Source organism: Amycolatopsis regifaucium, assembly GCF_001613935.1.
In the GTDB taxonomy this organism is placed as follows: domain Bacteria; phylum Actinomycetota; class Actinomycetes; order Mycobacteriales; family Pseudonocardiaceae; genus Amycolatopsis; species Amycolatopsis regifaucium.
This window is the reverse complement of sequence record NZ_LQCI01000003.1, coordinates 424,807-441,975: the sequence shown is the minus strand read 5'-3', so window position 1 is coordinate 441,975 and position 17,169 is coordinate 424,807. Positions and strand designations below refer to the sequence as shown.

Here is a 17,169-nt window from a genome sequence, read left to right as displayed (position 1 = left end):
CAGAGTGGCCCATCGGTGATCACTAATGTCGCAATCCGTTCAACTGGGGGTGACTGTCGGCAAACGGAAGACCCGTTCAGCGGTGACTCGCACCGATTCGGCCACCTCGTGCACCGCCTCGCCCCTGAACGAGGCGAGGTGACGAACGGTGTAGGCGGCGCAGTAGGGCTCGTTAGGTCGCCCACGGAACGGATGAGGGGTCAGGAACGGCGCGTCCGTCTCGACGAGGTACTGGCCCGCCGGAACGATTCGTGCCGCTTCGTGAAGTCCGCGCGCGTTGCGAAAACTGACCGTACCGGCGAACGAGAGCACATATCCCGCGTCGATGCAGCGGCGCGCGATGTGTTCGTCCCCTGAGAAGCAGTGGAATACGACCTGCTCGGGCGCTCCCTCTTCCTCGAGGATCCGGAGGACGTCGTCGTGAGCGTCTCGATCATGGATCATCAGCGGCTTACCGATCCGCTTCGCGAGGTCGATATGCCACCGGAAGGCGTCCTGCTGCACATCGTGGGGTGAGTAGTCCCAGTAGTAGTCGAGGCCGGTCTCGCCGACCGCGACCACTCTGGACTCCTTCGCGAGACTCTCCACTTCGGATTTCTCGGCCTCGCCGAAATCCTTGGTGCGGGTCGGATGGATCGCGATGGCGGCCCAGACCCGAGAGTCCCAAGTGGACGCCTGCGCGGCCCAGCGAGCGGCCGCGAGATCGTCCGCGACGGTGATCACCCGCGAGACACCGGCGTGTTCGGCGCGGTCGACCATGGCGGTGACATCCGCCGCGGTGACCGCGCCGCACGCGTCAAGGTGGGTGTGCGCGTCCACCACCGAAACCGGCAGCCTGTCCGGGATCGGCGGCAGTTCCTTCTTTTCTGCGCTCATCAGCTGATCACTTCGAGATCGGCGCCCATTCGGGACCGGTCTCGCCCAGCTCCGGGTCCAGCTTGGCGAACAACGGGGTCGGCTTTTCGAGCGGCTTGCCGACCTCGATCGGCACGGACTTCCAGCGCGCCTGCTCGGCCTTGTAGTCCCCGGTCAGGATGGGGTTGATCCGGCCGGGAATGTCGAGGTCCTCGACGTCCTGCAGTTCGGGCTGGGCCGCCCAGACTCCGGAACCGCCGAGTGCCTCGTGCACCTTCTGAGCCGAGTGGGGTAGGAAGGGGGTCAGGAGGGTGTTGGCGTCCGAAACGACCTGCAGAGCGGTGTGCAGGACGCTGTCGCGGCGGGCCGGGTCGTCCTTGAGTTTCCAGGGCTCCTGGTCCGAGAGGTAGCGGTTCGCGGCGGTGACGACGCGCATGGCCTCGCTCGCCGCCGCTTTGAACCTGGACCGCTGGAGGTGGGCACCGGCGGTGTCGAACGCCTTGCGGGAAAGTTCCTTGAGTTCCTCGTCCGCGGCCATGGGTGCGTCCGGACGCGGAATGGCGCCGACGTTCTTGTGCGCCATCGAGATGGACCGGTTGACGAGGTTGCCCCATTCGTTGGCCAGCTCGAAGTTGGTCCGGCGGACGAATTCGTCCCAGGTGAAGTCGGTGTCCTGGGTCTCGGGGCCCGCGACCGAGATGAAGTAGCGCAGGGTGTCCGGACCGAAGTCGCGCAGGAAGTCGTGGACGTAGATGACCGTGCCACGCGAGGTCGAGAACTTCGAGCCGCTCATCGTGAGGAACTCGCTGGAGACGATTTCGTCCGGCAGGTGCAGCTTGCCGTATTTACCGGGCTCTCCGCCTCGGTCGCCCTCGCCGTTGTGACCGAACAGCAGCGCCGGCCAGATCTGGGCATGGAAGGTGATGTTGTCCTTGCCCATGAAGTAGTAGGCGCGGGCCTCCGGGTTACTCCACCACTCCTGCCAGGCGTCCGGGTTGCCGGATCGGCGCGCCCATTCGACGCTCGCCGAGAAGTAGCCGATGACCGCGTCGAACCAGACGTAGAACCGCTTGAGCGGCTGGTCGCGCCAGCCTTCCAGCGGAATCTTCACGCCCCAGTCGAGATCGCGGGTGATCGGCCGCGGCCGCATGTCGTCGATCAGGTTCTTGGTGAAGTTGAGGACGTTCGGGCGCCAGTCGGTCTTGCTGGACAGCCACTTGCCCAAGGTGTCGACGAACGCAGTGAGGTCGAGGAAGTAGTGCTCGGTCTCGACGAACTTCGGCGTTTCACCGTTGATGCGGGACTTCGGGTTGATCAGCTCGGCGGCGTCGAGCTGATTGCCGCAGTTGTCGCACTGGTCACCGCGCGCGCCGTCGTAACCACAGATCGGGCACGTGCCCTCGATGTACCGGTCGGGCAGAGTGCGGCCGGTCGAGGGGCTGATCGCGCCGCGCGCGGTCTTGGGGACCACGTAGCCGTTGCGGTGCAGCGCGAGGAAGATCTGCTGCGTGACCTCGGCGTGGTTACCGGTGGTGGTGCGGGTGAACAGGTCGTAGGTGAGGCCCAGCCCCTGCAGGTCCTGGCCGATCTGACGGGTGTACTTGTCCGCCGTCTGCTGGGAGGTCAGGCCTTCCTTGTCGGCCTGGACGGTGATCGGGGTGCCGTGTTCGTCGGTACCGGACACCATGAGCACCCGGTTGCCGGCCATTCGCTGGTAACGGGAGAAGACGTCGGACGGGACGCCGAATCCGGACACGTGGCCGATGTGGCGGGGGCCGTTGGCGTAGGGCCAGGCCACCGCAGTCAACACTGGGGTGCTCATGCTTGTTTAGCCTACGGACGTCGTCCAAGGCATTGTTGTCCGGGAGAGGATCGGAGGCCTCGGTGTCCGCCACGCGTCTGCTGGTGCTGGGTGTCGTGCGCATGCACGGGAAGGCACACGGCTACCAGGTCCGGCGTGAGCTTCTCTCGTGGGCGGCCGACAAGTGGGGCAATGTCCAGCCGGGCTCGATCTATCACGCGCTGAAGAAGATGACCGCCGAAGGCCTCCTGGAACAGGTCGAGGACATCGAGGCGGGCGGCGGGCCCGACCGGACCGCGTACAGGCTGACCGACGACGGCGAGACCGAGTTCCTCGTGCAACTCGGCAGGGCGTTGTCGAGCGATGACGCGACCGGGTACTCGCTGTCCGCGGCGGTCACGTTCATGCCGAGTCTGCCGCGAGCGCAGGTGCTGGCCCTGTTGAAACAGCAGCTGGCGAATATGGAGGCGCACGCCAAGTCGACCCATTACGCCCGTGAGCACGCGACCGACCTGGGAAAACCGGCACACGTCAGCGAGCTGTACCGCCTGTGGAGCGTCCATGCCGAGGCGAACGTGACTTGGATGAAGGATCTGATCGGCCGTCTTGAGGCGGGCGAGTACGTGATGGCGGGCGAGGGCGAAGCGGAGTTCGGCTCGCCGCCCAAGTAATCAAATTTGACTATGGATCGACTCCTAGGGCAGAGTGCGTCCCGCAACTAGTCAAGTTTGATTAGTTGAATCCGGAAAGGAGTAGTCATGATCAAGGCACGCGGCCTTGGGCGGCGCTTCCGCCGCAAGGGCCGCAATGGGGGCGAGGTCCACGCCGTCAAGGGCGTCGATCTCGACGTGTCGGCCGGAGAACTGGTCGGCTTCCTCGGACCGAACGGCGCGGGCAAGACCACGACCTTGCGCATGCTGACCACACTGCTCAAGCCCACGGCGGGCGAAGCGACCGTCGGCGGCTGCGACCTACTGACCGACCCGCTGGGGGTCCGCCGTCGAATCGGCTACGTCGCACAGGGTGGCGGCACCGCGCCGGCGAGCAAGGTCGTCGAGGAGATCGAATTCCAGGGCAGGTTGTACCGAATGAGCAAGGCGGACGCGCTCGCGCGCGGGGCCGTCCTCGCCGAACAGCTGGACCTGGCCGGGCTCGACCAGCGGACGACCGCGACCTTGTCGGGCGGGCAGCGGCGTCGTCTCGACATCGCGCTCGGGCTGATCCATTCGCCCGGCCTCGTCTTCCTCGACGAGCCGTCGACAGGGCTCGACCCGCAGAGCCGCGCGAACCTGTGGGACCACATCCGCAGGCTGCGCGACGAGCAGGGCGTCACGGTCTTCCTGACCACGCACTATCTCGACGAGGCCGACGCGCTCTCCGACCGGCTGATCGTCATCGACGACGGGAAGATCGTCGCCGAAGGCACGCCGGACTCCCTGAAGGCGAGGGTCTCCGGTGACAGCGTCGTCATCGGGGTTTCACCGGAATCGGCGGCGGAGACCGCGGAGATCGCGGGCAGGCTCGAAGGGACCCACGAAATGACCGTCGCCGACGGTACGGTGCGGTTCCGGGTACCGCGCGGGGACACCGCGATGCCTGAGTTGCTGCGTGCGCTGGACGCGCGTGCCATCACGATGACGTCCATGCAGGTACACCGGCCGACGCTCGACGACGTCTTCCTGACCCTGACGGGCCGAAGCCTGCGTGACGCCGAAGAAGGCGCGCCGGTCGACGACGCTCCGGCGCAGGAGGCGACACATGTTGCATGACACTTGGTTGATCTTCCGCCGGGACATACTCGCGGCGTTGCGCAACCCGACCTGGCTCGCCATCGGCATCATGCAGCCACTGCTTTATTTGTTCTTCTTCGGGCCGCTTCTGGTGAAGGCGCTCAACGCGCAAGGGTTGTCCGATGTGGACGGATGGATGATCTTCACTCCGGCGATCATCGCGCAGCTCGCGCTGTTCGGCAGTTCGTTCGTCGGCTTCGGCCTCCTCGCGGAGTACCGCTCGGGCGTGGTCGAGCGGATGCGGGTCACCCCGGTGAGCCGGGTGGCGCTGTTGCTGGGCAAAGTGCTCGCCAACGCGCTGCAGACCGTCGTCCAGGCTTTGCTCATCATCGCGCTGGCGTATCTGGTCTTCGACCTGAACGCGCCGTTCGGCGGGGTCGTGCTCAGCCTGGCGATCGTCTTCCTGCTGGCGGTCACGTTGGCGTCGTGCTCCTACGCATTGGCGCTGACCCTCAAGAGCGAGGACGCTTTTCCCCCCTTGCTCAACGCGGTTCTCATGCCGTTGCTGCTGCTTTCCGGAATCCTGATCCCGATCACCGCGGGATCGGCGCCGGAGTGGCTGTACACGATTTCCCGCATCAATCCGTTCCGGCATGTGGTGGATGTCGAGCGGAACAGTTTCCGCGGTGACTTCTCGATGGACGCGCTGTTCACCGGCGGCGTCGTGGTGCTGGTGATGGCGGTGCTGGCCATCTGGTGGGGCTCACGGACGTTCCAACGCGAAAACGCCTGAGACACGCTGTACCGAAAGGTCACCTTATGTCCGCTCCTCGGACGTAAGGTGACCTTTCCGTCGTAGTGGGGTGAAATGCGAGGTAGGTGACTTTGATCGATCCGGAAGGTGAGCACGGCGTCACCCTGTCCCACCGTGAGACGGTGACGGACTGGGCGGCGGTGCGTGGCGCCGACATCCGGTTCGCCTCGGTCACCGTCAGCGAGAACACCAACTGGCGGGACGTCGCCGCGGAACGCAATCTGGCCGGTGCGCAGCACGCCGGTATCCACACCGGCGCGCGCCACTACGCGCGTCCCGGTGCCGTCCACGATCAGGCCGACCATTTCGTGCGGACGGCGAGCGCGCTCGGCGCCTTCGCGCCCGGTTCTCTCGCGCCGGCGCTCGAAGTGGAGGCGCCCAGCGTCGACGACCGTTTCATCAAAACGTGGATCAAACACGTCCGGCAGGCGGCACGCGTCGAGCGCGTCCTGGTGTACGCCGGACTCGACTGCTGGACGAACCGCCTGCACCCGGACAAGTGGGCGGACAGCGAAGTGGTGTTGTGGCTGGTCAGGCACAACGAGATCCCGGGACGGCCGGGATGGTTCCACTCCCGGCTGGGTCTGCATCAGCACGGCTTCGGTACCGGATTACCCGGGGTGACCGGGCCGATCGCCCAAGACACCGTCGTCTATCCCTTCACGCTCGCGGACGTGCTCCTGTAGCGATTCGCCGGTCACCATGGGTGCGCGAGCGGTGACAATCGCCGGCGCCCGTGGTCGCGGACGTCACTTTCCGACGGACGCGGGTTGCCTTTTCGCCCGCTCGGACAGCGACAATGTCGCGTGCGGTTGATGTGCCGGAAGCTGCGGACGGACGTCACGCCCGAACGGGCGCTGACGGCCCTCGGCGTACGGGCCGAGGCGCTCGGACTCGCACCGCCTGCGGCGCTTTGCGGAGACTGGTTCTCCTCGCGCGCGGTCATCGCACCGGGCGTTTCCCTGTCTCCTGTCCGGGAGGTGGCCGAGGCGTTCGCGATTCCCACCCGGCTACCCCTGATTCGTGACGCGGTGCCCGGCGCTGTCGGGGGCGGCTGGTTCGGTTACCTCGGTTATGACCTGACTGATCCTTCCGCACGTACAGGTGGCCTTCCGCCGGCTGCCTGGGGCTGGGTCGACCGGGTGCTGCGCCTGGACGAGCACGGTTCGTGGTGGTTCGAGGCGCTGCTTCCCGACGGCGATCCGGACCCGGCCGACGAGGTATCCGCGATGGAGTCGTCGCTGGCGGGGCGCTTCGAAGAGACAACCTGGAAGTCCGGTCCGCTGTCGCGTCCGCTTCCCTCGGAGCACTACGACGCGGTCAAGGCGTGTGTGCACGCCATCGAGGCGGGTGAGCTGTTCCAAGCGAACATTTGCGCTCGCTTCGCCGGAGAATTCACGGGCGATCCGATCGCGTTGTTCGCCGAAGGTGTGCGCCGTCTGCGGGCCCGGCGGTCGGCGTTCCTCGGCGGCGACTGGGGCTCGATCGTCTCGTTCTCCCCTGAGCTTTTCCTTGCCAGGCATGGGCAGCGGGTCCGGTCGACGCCGATCAAGGGGACCCTCCCGCGGCGGGACGCGGCCGACGAGCACTTCGCGCGGCTGCTGCGGGAATCCACCAAGGACGTCGCCGAGAACGTGATGATCACCGACCTCGTCCGCAACGACCTCGGCCGCGTGTGTGCCACCGGCAGCGTTCGCGTTCCGGAACTGCTCAAGGTGCGGCCCGCTCCGGGGGTTTGGCATCTCGAGTCCACTGTGGAGGGCTCGCTCGCCGACGGGGTCGACGACGCCGATCTGCTCGCGGCCACGTTCCCGCCGGGTTCGGTGACCGGTGCCCCGAAGATCCGGGCGCTGGATCTGATCGCCGAACTGGAACCCACGCCGCGTGGTGTCTACACGGGCGCGATCGGGCTCGCGTCGCCGATCGCCGGCCTGGAGCTGAACGTCGCGATCAGGACCTTCGAAATCCACGACGGCACGATCGCGCTGGGAGTCGGCGGCGGGATCACCGCCGACTCCGACAGCGAAGCGGAATGGCAGGAGTGCCTGCACAAATCCGCTCCGCTGGAGCGGTTGCTCGGCTGACCTACTTGCCGGGATCCAGCAGGAGCTTGCCGGAGGTGCCGCGCGAACGCAGGGCCTCATGGGCGGCACGCGCGTCCGACAGCGCGTACTCGCCGCCGGCGACAGCGCGGATCTGACCGGCGAGCGCCAGCGAGAAGAGGTCATCGAGCGCACGGCCGAAGACGTTCCCGCGAAGCTTGAAAACGTGCGGCAGCCACATCCCGGACACGGTGGTGCTGTGCCCGAGGAGGTTGCGGGTCTCGATCGGCTTGGGCTGCTGACGGCTGGCCATTCCGTAGAACGCGAGTCGGCCGAAGGGCGCGAGCGCCGCGATGCTCTGGTCGGTGACCGACCCACCGGCCATGTCGAGAACGACGTCGACGCGTTTGCCGCCGTTCGCCTCGCGAAGCGCGTCGGTCATGTTTTCGGCCCGCGAATCGATGGCGACATCGGCGCCGAGGTCGAGCGCGAGTGCGCGCTTTTCATCACTACTGGCGGTCGCGATGACGCGGCTCGCTCCCCAGGCCTTCGCGAGCTGGACGGCGATGGAGCCGACCCCGCCCGCCGCCGCGTGCACGACGACGGATTCGCCGGGCTCCAGGTGGGCGTTCTTGCGGAGCAGGATCGCGGCGGTGGTGCCCTGCACGATGAAGGACAGCGCGGTCAGGTCGTCGACGCCGTCGGGCACGCCGAAGGTGGTGGCCTCGTCCGCCACCGCGCGCTCGGCGTAGCCGCCACCGCCGTTGAGCAGTGCGACGACACGCTTGCCGTCGCTGGTGCGGCCGACGACCTCGCCGCCGGGCACGAGCGGGAGCTTGCTAGGCGCGAGATAAGAGTTTTCGGCTTGGTGCGTATCGGCGTAGTTGACGCCGATCCGGTCGACCTCGATGACCAGCTGGCCGGGGCCGGGTACGGGATCGGGCAAGTCGACGAGGTTGAGGACCTCGGGGCCGCCGAATTCGGTCACCTGTACTGCACGCATCCGCACTCCTCCTCGTCGAGATGAGACATTCTTGCATATGTCTCATCTCTGAGACATCGCGTGATATGTTTCACTCATCGAAACCGCACTCGAACGCCAGCTGACCTCGCCGCGCCCGGACGCCGTGCGCGCGTTCACGATCGCGCGCGCCTGGTTCTTGGAGGGCCGCCGCGTCGACATGGGCGACCTCGCCGCCGAGCTGGGAATCAGCCGGGCCACCCTGCACCGCTGGGTCGGCGGCCGCGATCAGTTGCTCGGCGAGATCCTGTGGTCGATGACCGTGGAGATGTTCGAAGCGCGGGCTTCCGGCAAGCTCGGCCGCGGCGCGAAAGGGATCGCGGAGCTCATCGGCACTTTCGTCCGTACCGTGAACGACTCGAAGCCGTTCCGGGAGTTCCTGCGCAACGAGCCCGAGCGGGCACTGCGGATCCTGACGACGAAGGCCAGCGTGGTGCAGAGCCGCGCGATCGCGAAGATGCGCGGGTTCCTCGAAGAAGAGGTCGCGGCCGGACGGCTTACCCCGCCGCTGCCGGTCGAAGACCTGGCCTACCTGCTCGTGCGGATCAGTGAGTCCTTCATCTATACCGACGTCATCACCGGCGCCGAGCCCGACGCCACGAAGGCGTATGCGGCCGCAGCCGCGTTACTGAGTTGAACCCCTACTTCCGCGACGCGAGGACAGCGTCGTAAAGCTCCTTCTTCGACACTCCCGTCGCTTCGGCGACCTCCGCTGCGGCGGATTTGAGCCGTTCGCCCGCCGCGACCCGCGACGAAACTTCCGAAACCAGATCCGCGACGCTCACCGCGCGCGGAGGCGCGCCCGCGAGAACGACGGTGATCTCGCCCTTGACCCCGTCGGCGGCCCACGCGGCCAACTCCGGGAGGGTGCCTCGTTTGACCTCTTCGTACGTTTTGGTCAGCTCGCGGCAGACGGCGGCGCGGCGATCAGGGCCCAGAACTTCAGCGGCATCGGAGAGCGTGCTCGCCAGGCGGTGCGGCGACTCGAAGAACACGGCCGTGCGGGGCTCGTCCTTCAGCGAACCGAGCCATTTCGCGCGTTCGCCGGGCTTGCGCGGGGCGAATCCTTCGAAACAGAACCGGTCGCACGGCAGGCCGGACAGCGCGAGCGCCGTGGTCACCGCGGACGGGCCGGGGAGACAGGTCACCGGCACATCCGCCTCGACACACGCCGCGACCAGGCGGAACCCGGGATCCGAGACACTCGGCATCCCGGCGTCGGTCACGAGCACCACCGTTTCGCCCGACCGGAGCGATTCGAGCAGTTTCGGCAGGCGGGCGGTCTCGACGTCCTCATAGAAGCTGACCACGCGTCCGACCGGGGAAACGTCGAGAGCGGCGGTGAGGGTGCGCAGGCGCCGGGTGTCCTCGGCGGCGATCACATCGGCCGTCGCGAGGGCCTCGGAAAGGCGTGGCGAAGCGTCGCGGACGTCTCCGAGCGGGGTGGCTGCCAGCACGAGGCGTCCTTCGGTCATTCCCGAAGGTTAACCGGTTCACGGATCCGGACACCGAGTTCACTCTTCCGCCCGTAGGATCATGCCTCGTGACCGCGCTGCTGACCCGTGACGACGAGAGCATGCGGCCGGATCCGGTCGACGCGCTCCGGCCACCGAGCGACCGGGAGGCCACCCTCCTCGGCCGCGGCATGCCGACCGACCGCCTCCGCGGCTGGATCGTCACGCTGGTGTTGACGCTCATCGGCGGCATCGTCCGGATCCAGAACCTGGGCACGCCCACGGACAAGGGCACCCCCGTCTTCGACGAGAAGCACTACGTCCCGCAGGCGTGGCAGATGTTGCGCAACGGCGGTTACGAAGACAACTACGGCTACGAACTCATCGTGCACCCGCCGTTGGCCAAGCACCTCATCGCGATCGGCGAGTGGATGTTCGGCTACAACGCCTGGGGCTGGCGGATCATGCCGGCGCTGGCGGGCACGCTGATCGTGTTCCTCACCATCCGGGTCGCCCGGCGGCTCACCCGTTCGACGCTGCTCGGCGCGGTCGCCGGGATCCTGGTCATCAGCGACGGCGTACTGCACCTGCAGTCGCGGATGGGGATGCTCGACATCTTCATCGCCGTGTTCGTGCTCGCCGCGTTCGCCTGCGTGCTGTGCGATCGCGACCAGGTGCGGCAGCGGCTGGCCGTGGCCGTCCGCGAAGGCTGGATCGACGAGTCGCGGTTCGGCCCGAAGCTGGGATTCCGGTGGTGGCGGTTCGCCGGCGGCCTGATGATCGGGCTGACCTTCGGCGTCAAGTGGTCGGCGCTGTACTACATCGCCGCGTTCGGGCTGCTCACCGTCTTCTTCGACGTCGCCGCGCGCCGCGCCGCGGGCGTGCAGCGGCCGTGGCTCGGCACGCTGCGCCGTGACGTGCTTCCCGCGCTGTGGGCGATCGTCGTCATCCCGATCCTGGTGTATCTCGCCTGCTACTGGGCCTGGTTCGCGAGCGAGACCGCGACCGACCGCAACTACGTGGCGATCAAGGACATCGACCCCGGCTTCTGGGCCTGGATGCCACCGGCTCTGCGGTCCCTCGGCGACTACACGATGAACGTCCTCGACTTCCACGCGAACCTGGTCACGCCCAAGGACAAACCGCATCCGTGGGAATCGAAGCCGTGGACCTGGCCGATGGGGCTGCGGCCGATGCTCTACGCGTACGCGGGCGGCACCGAGGCGACCGGCTGTGGCGAGTCGACCTGTGTGCGGGCGACGATGCTGATCGGGACACCGGCGATGTGGTGGCTCGCCCTGCCGATGCTGGGCTGGAGCCTGTGGCGGTCGTTCTTCCGCGCGGACTGGCGCTACGCCGCCGTGCTCGTCGGCTACTTCGCCGGATTCCTGCCCTGGTTCACCAACCTCGACCGCCAGATGTACTACTTCTACGCGACGCCGCTGGCGCCGTTCCTGGTACTCGGGTTGACGTTGGTCCTCGGCCAGATCCTCGGCAGCGCGAAACGCGGGTTCGAACGGCGGGGCACCGGCATGCTCGTCGTCGCGCTCTACGTGGGTCTCGTCGTGGCCAATTTCGCCTGGTTGTGGCCGATCCTGAACGGCAACGCGATCACGAACGAGCACTGGAACGCCGAGTTGTGGCTTCCGTCCTGGAAATGACCACCATCGGTTGACCCAAGACCCAGCGAGACCGCTGAAACCGACTTAGACTCCCGTCCGAATTGAGGACTACTGGGGGTCACCATGTCTCGTTGGCCGTATTTCGTGGCCATCGCTCTTCTGCTCACCGGATGCTCCAGCGCCGTCGACGGCAAGGCCTTCCCCGAAGGTTCGGCACCGGGCGCCAGCGAAGCGAAGTATCCGAAGTACAAGCCGCCCGCCGACGGATCGGGTTTCAGCGACCAGATGCTCGATCAGCCGCTGGCCCTGCCGTCCAAACAGGGTGAAGAAGGCTGCGATTGGCTGGATTCGATCAAACCCGATCTGCAACCGCTCGGCCTGATCAGCACCAAGGGCGTGCTCAGCGGCTGCCAGTTCGTGTTCCCGGGCAACAAGGGCGCGCAGGTGCACGCCTACAGCCCGTACAGCTGGATCACGCAGGACTCCCCGGTGATGGAACCGGTGGAGATCGCCGGGATCAAGGGCCGGACCTATGCCTTCGACCCGGAACCGGCGACCTTCTGCTCGGTCAACATGGACGTTCGCGCCTACGCCTCGATCGCCGTCGACGCCTATGACGTCAACAGCGACGAAGGAGGGGTCCGCGCCGAGCACTGTGAACTGGCGAAGAAGGTCGCCGAAGTGGTGTTGAAGAAGTTCGTCCCGCTCGCGGGCGGCAAGCCGGCGCCGAGCACGGTCCAGGAGCCGTCGGCGGAGGCGCTGAAGAACGCCGACATCTGCGAGGTCGTCAAGTTCACCCACGCGAATTACGCGGGCGTCAACGGGGGCCGCGAGGGCGCGCAGAAGGGCGAGAGCCCGATCGGACCGACCTGTACCCACGAAGTCGCCTACGCGAAGGTCGTCGGGATGTACACCACCGGCACCGGCGGCCTCGAAGCCGTCCCGCCGAAACCCGGCGCGGAAGTGCGTAACGGGAAGTTCGGAACGTTGAAGGCCAGGTACGAACAGACCGAGGAGACGTGTGCCGTGAGTGTGCAGCTCACCAACGGCCAAGTGGTCCAGGTCGACTTCGTCGGCAAGAAGAAGGAAGCGATGAGCCGGACCTGCGTATCCGCCCAGCTCGTCTTGTCGGTGTCGATGCTCGCCCTGATCAACGGTGACGGCTGATTTCCCGGTTCAACTGTGACACTTGGGCAATAGTTGTTACTCTCCCCTGGTCAGCAGCAGTTCGACAGGGGGCACCATGACAATCCGACCGCTCGGAGTGACCTGCGCGGCCGCGGCGCTGTTCTTGATCGCGGGCTGCGAAGAGCAGACGCCGGGCACCGCGGCACCGCAGACTTCGGCCATTCCGGGCACTTCGGTGGCGCCGAGCAGCAGCTCGAGCGCGCCTGCGTCGACTACGAGTCCCAGCGCGACCGTTCCTTCGGCGAGCGCCGCGACGGTCACCAAACCCGCCACCGGCGGCGCGGTGGCGCACACCCTGGAAGGGGCCGCGACCGTGATGGAGGAATATCACCACGCGTTGGGCAACAAGGACCTCGACACCGTTTGCCGCATCACCGCGCCGGCGTTCGACGGCGGGATGAAGGAGTGCCGCAGCCTCACCCCGATTCAATTCGAGATGTTCACGCCCGCGGATCTGAAGAACCTGAAAGTCACCCGGGTCGACCGGGCGAAGGTGAAGAGCCAGGGGCCCGACCAGGTGATCGTCCCGCCCGGGGCGATCGCGCCGAAGGCGACGATCATGGACGGCGACCCCAAGATCTTCACCATGGGCTGGCGCGAGGGGACCTGGGTCATCATCAAGTGAGAGAGCAAGGGACCTTTGCTAGCGTTCGTTAGCGTACTAACTAACGCTAGCAAAGGTCCCTTGCTCTCTTTTCGCAGGTCAGCCCGGGTCAGCGGGGATGACGCTGGGGCTGCGGCTGGTGTTGCCGTTGCGGCGGGCGACGCGGAACGATCTGCGTCACCGGGCCGTCCGGCGACTTGCCCGCCCGGGCCAGCCAGCCTTCGACGTCGCGCCGCACGGCGGCGAGCGTCGGACGGCGGCGAGGCTCCTGGTCCAGCGACGCGATGAGAATCCGGGCGTGCGCGCTGCGGTTCGGCAGCTTCGACACCGGTTCGGCGCGGGCGGCGGCCATCAGCGCGGCCATCGGGGTCTCGCGCGTGCCGCGCGGCGGTTGGCCGGACAGCGCGTAGCTGACCGTCGCCGCGAGCTGCCAGGCATCCGACGCCGGGCTCGCCGGGGAACCCATCGCCTGCTCGGGGGCGACGAAGTCCGGCGTACCGATCATCATCCCGGTCGCGGTCATCTTCGAGTCGCCCTGGCTGCGGGCGATACCGAAGTCGATGAGATGGGCGAGGCCGTTGCGGTCGAGGATGATGTTCGACGGCTTGAGGTCGCGGTGCAGCACACCCTTCTCGTGCGCCGCGGCGAGCGCGCCCGCCATGGTCGACCAGAGCCGTCCGGCGGCGATGTCGTCGAGCGGGCCTTGCGAGTCGACGATCTCGGCCAGCGACTTGCCTTCGAGGTACTCCATCACCAGCGCGAGTCCGTCGGGCTCTTCGACGAGGTCGTACACGCGGACGCAGTTGGGGTGGTTCACGACGGCCAGCGCACGGGCCTCGCGCTGCATCCGTTCCTCGGTGTCACGGTCCGGCGCGTGCGCGATCTTCAGCGCGACGGTGCGGTTGAGCTGCGTGTCGATCGCTTCCCATACGGTGCCGAAGCCACCGTGGCCGAGCCGGCGAACACGCTTGTAACGGCTGCCGCCGGAGTTACGGGAACCAGGAGGTGCCGGGACCGGACCCGGCATCGCGGCCAGCGCCGGCGGTTCGGGCGCCTGCGCCAGTGCCGTCGCCGGGTACTGCTTGGCAGGCGGCGGGGGCGGCAACTGCTGCTGCGGCTTCGGGGCGGGCGGCTCCGGGCGGTACGGCTCGATCTTCGGCCGCGGCTGCGGCTCCGGGCGGTTGATCACCGACCAGGGAGGCGGGCCGACCAGCGCCACGGGGATCAGGCCCAGCACGCTGAACGGCAGGAAACCGAGCCAGAAGTGCACGGCGGTGTTCGCGCCCATGCCGACACTCGCCAGCACCATGAGCACGAACGGAATCCAGAAGAACCGCGAAGGCCACTTCGGGCCGCGCCGGAACGCGGTGCGGGCCTGCAGCATCACGAACAGCAGCGCCAGCGCGGGCAACCCGACCAGCAGGATCAAGTAGAAGACGTAACCCAGCTGCATCCCGCTCGGATAGAACAGGACCTCGTAAACGTTTTGGCCGCGGCCGAGGTACTCGCTCTGCTTGCCGATCAGCGGGCTGTAGTCGGTGTTGAACGTCGACAGGTCGCTGGCGGAGAAGCCGGATTGACCGCCAGACTTCGTCGAGGCCGCCTCTTGATAGGTCTGCGAAACCCCGGTCGCCAGCAGCCACGGCAGCAGGAAGACGGCGACCGCGCCGATCCCGCCGAAAATGGACAGGGTCACCACGTCGTAGCGGTTGCCGGTGCCTTTGCGGATGATCGCGACGACCATCGCCCCCAGTGCGGGCAGCAGCGCGACCAGCGCTCCCGCGGTGCTCGTCGCCCACACCCAGTCCCCAGGCCAGATGCCTGGTCCGAACAGGCCGTGCGCGAACGAGAGCAGCGCGCTCGCTAGTCCCATGGACCCTGCTCCCCTCGCCAGTCGAGGCCGTTTCCGGCCGGTTTTTCCCTAGTTCAGCTTAGGACGCTCTACGCACTTACAGGGTTGCCGGGTTGTCGCGGGCGTCTCCCCGCCGTTACCACCAGGCATCGGCGCGGGCGAAAGTCCATGATGGGTTCCGTACCCGAGCGCGAAGGAGCATTCGATGTACGCCGAGTCGTACCAGCGGAGCCTCGAAGATCCGGAGGGTTTCTGGCTCGAAGCCGCACAGGCGATCGACTGGACCCGCCCGCCGACGCGGGCCCTCGACGCGTCGAAAGCGCCCTTCTACCGCTGGTTCCCGGACGGGGAGCTGAACACGGCGTTCAACGCGCTCGACCGGCACGTGCGAAACGGCCGCGGTGAGCAGCTCGCGCTGATCTGGGATTCCCCGGTCACCGGTTCGGTCCGCCGGTTCACCTACGCGGAATTGCTGGCCGACGTCGCCCGGTTCGCCGGCGCGCTCGTCTCGCTCGGCGTCGGCAAGGGTGATCGCGTCATCATTTACCTGCCTATGGTGCCCGAAGCCGCGATCGCGATGCTCGCCTGCGCCAGGCTCGGCGCGGTGCACTCGGTGGTCTTCGGTGGCTTCGCGCCGAAGGAGCTGGCGGCGCGGATCGAAGACGCGAAACCCAAGGTGATCGTGGCGGCCTCGTGCGGGATCGAACCGACACAGGTCGTCGAGTACAAACCGATCATCGACGAAGCGCTCGCGGGAACGGCGCACCAGCCGGACAAGGTCGTCGTACTGCAGCGAGAACGGGCCCGCGCCGAACTCGGCGAACGCGATGTCGACTGGGACGAACTGGTCGCGAAGGCGTCCCCGGCCGATCCGGTCCCGGTCGCGGCGACCGACCCGCTGTACATCCTGTACACCTCCGGCACCACCGGGAAGCCGAAGGGTGTCGTGCGCGACACCGGCGGCCACGCGGTGGCGCTGGCCTGGTCGATGGGCGCGATCTACGACGTCCATCCCGGCGACGTGTGGTGGACGGCGTCCGACGTCGGCTGGGTGGTCGGCCATTCCTACATCGTGTACGCGCCACTGCTCATCGGGGCCACGTCGCTGATGTACGAGGGCAAACCGATCGGGACCCCGGACGCGGGCGCGTTCTGGCGGGCCATCGCCGACCATGGAGTGAAGGCGTTGTTCACCGCGCCGACGGCGTTGCGTGCGATCAAGAAGGTCGATCCGGACGCGAACGAAGTGAAGAAATACGACGTCGGCCGGTTCGAGACGTTGTTCATGGCGGGGGAACGACTCGATCCGGAGACCTATCACTGGGCGCGCGAGAAGCTCGGCGTCCCGGTGATCGACCACTGGTGGCAGACCGAGACCGGCTGGCCGATCGCGGCGAATCCGCGCGGGCTGGAGCCGATGCCGGTCAAACCCGGTTCCGCGACGAAGCCGGTGCCGGGCTGGGACGTGCGGATCCTGGACCAGTCGGGCGAGCCGCTCCCGGCGGGGAAGGAAGGCGCGATCGCCATCAAGCTGCCCCTGCCGCCGGGTTCGCTGCCGACCCTCTGGCAGGACGACGAGCGGTATCGAGAGGCGTATCTTTCGCGGTACGACGGCTACTACCTGACGGGTGATTCCGGCTACGTCGACGAAGACGGCTACCTGTTCGTCATGGGCCGCACCGACGACGTCATCAACGTCGCGGGCCACCGGCTTTCCACCGGTTCGATGGAGGCCGTGCTGGCCTCGCACCCCGCCGTCGCCGAATGCGCGGTGATCGGGGTCCGTGACCAGCTCAAGGGGCAGCTGCCGCGCGGCTTCGTGGTGCTGAAATCGGGTGTCGATGCCGACGCCGAAACGCTCAAGTCCGAATTGGTCGCGCTGGTGCGGCGCGACATCGGCCCGGTCGCCGCGTTCCGCGACGTGTCCATTGTGGACGCGCTGCCGAAGACGCGATCCGGCAAGATCCTGCGGAAGACCATGCGGGGTATCGCCGACGGACGCGACGAACAGGTGCCCTCGACGATCGAAGACGCGAGCGTCCTCGACGCGCTGAAAGCGGTGCTACGCGGCGAGTGAACCGGTGACCGGTATGCCGTCGTAGTCCGATCGGGTGTTGTCGCGGTTGCCCTATTGGTCTATACCTCTAGAAGAAGAGAGTCTCCAGTTCCCCGACCGGAGGTGCTCC

Annotated in this window: 16 protein-coding genes; 10 read left to right on the top strand and 6 right to left on the bottom strand. The window is 67.2% G+C overall.

What is annotated here, in order from left to right; all coding sequences use genetic code 11:
* Positions 1-39: 39 nt before the first annotated feature.
* Both AVL48_RS05885 and metG read right to left on the bottom strand, forming a co-directional pair.
* Positions 40-876, bottom strand: coding sequence for a TatD family hydrolase (locus AVL48_RS05885; RefSeq protein ID WP_061986327.1), 837 nt, complete (start codon positions 874-876; stop codon positions 40-42).
* A 7-nt stretch (positions 877-883) separates the two neighbouring features.
* Complete coding sequence (gene metG, locus AVL48_RS05880; protein WP_177242332.1) at positions 884-2,677, bottom strand: methionine--tRNA ligase; 1,794 nt, start codon at positions 2,675-2,677, stop codon at positions 884-886.
* 62 nt (positions 2,678-2,739) lie between these two features.
* Here metG and AVL48_RS05875 point away from each other — a divergent pair, with 62 nt between their 5' ends.
* The 5 genes from AVL48_RS05875 (at position 2,740) to AVL48_RS05855 (ending at position 7,284) form a co-directional block, all read left to right on the top strand.
* The gene (locus tag AVL48_RS05875) at positions 2,740-3,327 is read left to right on the top strand and encodes a PadR family transcriptional regulator (RefSeq protein WP_061986331.1); all 588 of its coding nucleotides are present in this window, start codon (positions 2,740-2,742) and stop codon (positions 3,325-3,327) included.
* 87 nt (positions 3,328-3,414) lie between these two features.
* Entirely contained in the window at positions 3,415-4,425 is a 1,011-nt protein-coding gene (locus AVL48_RS05870; RefSeq protein WP_061986333.1) for an ATP-binding cassette domain-containing protein, read from the top strand.
* Complete coding sequence (locus AVL48_RS05865; RefSeq protein WP_061986335.1) at positions 4,415-5,179, top strand: ABC transporter permease; 765 nt, start codon at positions 4,415-4,417, stop codon at positions 5,177-5,179. The genes AVL48_RS05870 and AVL48_RS05865 overlap by 11 nt, the downstream gene beginning before the upstream one ends.
* Before the next feature lie 92 nt (positions 5,180-5,271).
* Entirely contained in the window at positions 5,272-5,886 is a 615-nt protein-coding gene (locus AVL48_RS05860; RefSeq protein ID WP_061986382.1) for a glycoside hydrolase family 25 protein, read from the top strand.
* Between the two features lie 120 nt (positions 5,887-6,006).
* Positions 6,007-7,284, top strand: a complete 1,278-nt coding sequence (locus AVL48_RS05855; RefSeq protein WP_061986337.1) for an aminodeoxychorismate synthase component I — start codon at positions 6,007-6,009, stop codon at positions 7,282-7,284.
* Position 7,285: 1 nt separating this feature from the next.
* Here AVL48_RS05855 and AVL48_RS05850 read toward each other — a convergent pair whose 3' ends face one another.
* The gene (locus tag AVL48_RS05850; protein WP_061986339.1) at positions 7,286-8,245 is read right to left on the bottom strand and encodes a quinone oxidoreductase family protein; all 960 of its coding nucleotides are present in this window, start codon (positions 8,243-8,245) and stop codon (positions 7,286-7,288) included.
* 100 nt (positions 8,246-8,345) lie between these two features.
* Here AVL48_RS05850 and AVL48_RS05845 point away from each other — a divergent pair, with 100 nt between their 5' ends.
* Positions 8,346-8,900, top strand: coding sequence for a QsdR family transcriptional regulator (locus AVL48_RS05845; RefSeq protein WP_061986341.1), 555 nt, complete (start codon positions 8,346-8,348; stop codon positions 8,898-8,900).
* A gap of 4 nt (positions 8,901-8,904) precedes the next feature.
* On the opposite strand, the gene rsmI is transcribed toward AVL48_RS05845, so the two are convergent.
* Complete coding sequence (rsmI, locus tag AVL48_RS05840) at positions 8,905-9,738, bottom strand: 16S rRNA (cytidine(1402)-2'-O)-methyltransferase (protein WP_061986343.1); 834 nt, start codon at positions 9,736-9,738, stop codon at positions 8,905-8,907.
* A 68-nt stretch (positions 9,739-9,806) separates the two neighbouring features.
* Between rsmI and AVL48_RS05835 the strand changes: the two genes are divergently transcribed.
* Both AVL48_RS05835 and AVL48_RS05830 read left to right on the top strand, forming a co-directional pair.
* Entirely contained in the window at positions 9,807-11,378 is a 1,572-nt protein-coding gene (locus tag AVL48_RS05835) for a dolichyl-phosphate-mannose--protein mannosyltransferase (protein WP_061986345.1), read from the top strand.
* Between the two features lie 84 nt (positions 11,379-11,462).
* A complete protein-coding gene (locus AVL48_RS05830; RefSeq protein WP_063054084.1) occupies positions 11,463-12,506 on the top strand; it encodes a DUF3558 family protein in 1,044 nt (347 codons plus the stop codon).
* 36 nt (positions 12,507-12,542) lie between these two features.
* On the opposite strand, the gene AVL48_RS05825 is transcribed toward AVL48_RS05830, so the two are convergent.
* Positions 12,543-12,821 carry a hypothetical protein gene (locus tag AVL48_RS05825; protein ID WP_244162414.1) on the bottom strand — a complete coding sequence of 93 codons (279 nt, stop codon included), beginning with the start codon at positions 12,819-12,821 and terminating at the stop codon, positions 12,543-12,545.
* 22 nt (positions 12,822-12,843) lie between these two features.
* Between AVL48_RS05825 and AVL48_RS05820 the strand changes: the two genes are divergently transcribed.
* Complete coding sequence (locus tag AVL48_RS05820) at positions 12,844-13,152, top strand: hypothetical protein (RefSeq protein ID WP_061986349.1); 309 nt, start codon at positions 12,844-12,846, stop codon at positions 13,150-13,152.
* 88 nt (positions 13,153-13,240) lie between these two features.
* On the opposite strand, the gene AVL48_RS05815 is transcribed toward AVL48_RS05820, so the two are convergent.
* Positions 13,241-15,004, bottom strand: coding sequence for a serine/threonine-protein kinase (locus AVL48_RS05815; RefSeq protein WP_061989484.1), 1,764 nt, complete (start codon positions 15,002-15,004; stop codon positions 13,241-13,243).
* Positions 15,005-15,188: 184 nt separating this feature from the next.
* Here AVL48_RS05815 and AVL48_RS05810 point away from each other — a divergent pair, with 184 nt between their 5' ends.
* Positions 15,189-17,060: a propionyl-CoA synthetase gene (locus tag AVL48_RS05810; RefSeq protein ID WP_061989482.1), complete on the top strand. Its 1,872-nt coding sequence runs from the start codon at positions 15,189-15,191 to the stop codon at positions 17,058-17,060.
* Positions 17,061-17,169 lie beyond the last annotated feature (109 nt).

Coding starts and splice junctions, on each gene's coding strand:
- AVL48_RS05885 (WP_061986327.1), bottom strand. CDS start 876: ATGAGCGCAGAAAAGAAGGAACTGCCGCCGATCCCGGACAGGCTGCCG.
- metG (WP_177242332.1), bottom strand. CDS start 2,677: ATGAGCACCCCAGTGTTGACTGCGGTGGCCTGGCCCTACGCCAACGGC.
- AVL48_RS05870 (WP_061986333.1), top strand. CDS start 3,415: ATGATCAAGGCACGCGGCCTTGGGCGGCGCTTCCGCCGCAAGGGCCGC.
- AVL48_RS05865 (WP_061986335.1), top strand. CDS start 4,415: ATGTTGCATGACACTTGGTTGATCTTCCGCCGGGACATACTCGCGGCG.
- AVL48_RS05850 (WP_061986339.1), bottom strand. CDS start 8,245: ATGCGTGCAGTACAGGTGACCGAATTCGGCGGCCCCGAGGTCCTCAAC.
- rsmI (WP_061986343.1), bottom strand. CDS start 9,738: ATGACCGAAGGACGCCTCGTGCTGGCAGCCACCCCGCTCGGAGACGTC.
- AVL48_RS05830 (WP_063054084.1), top strand. CDS start 11,463: ATGTCTCGTTGGCCGTATTTCGTGGCCATCGCTCTTCTGCTCACCGGA.
- AVL48_RS05820 (WP_061986349.1), top strand. CDS start 12,844: ATGGAGGAATATCACCACGCGTTGGGCAACAAGGACCTCGACACCGTT.
- AVL48_RS05815 (WP_061989484.1), bottom strand. CDS start 15,004: ATGGGACTAGCGAGCGCGCTGCTCTCGTTCGCGCACGGCCTGTTCGGA.
- AVL48_RS05810 (WP_061989482.1), top strand. CDS start 15,189: ATGTACGCCGAGTCGTACCAGCGGAGCCTCGAAGATCCGGAGGGTTTC.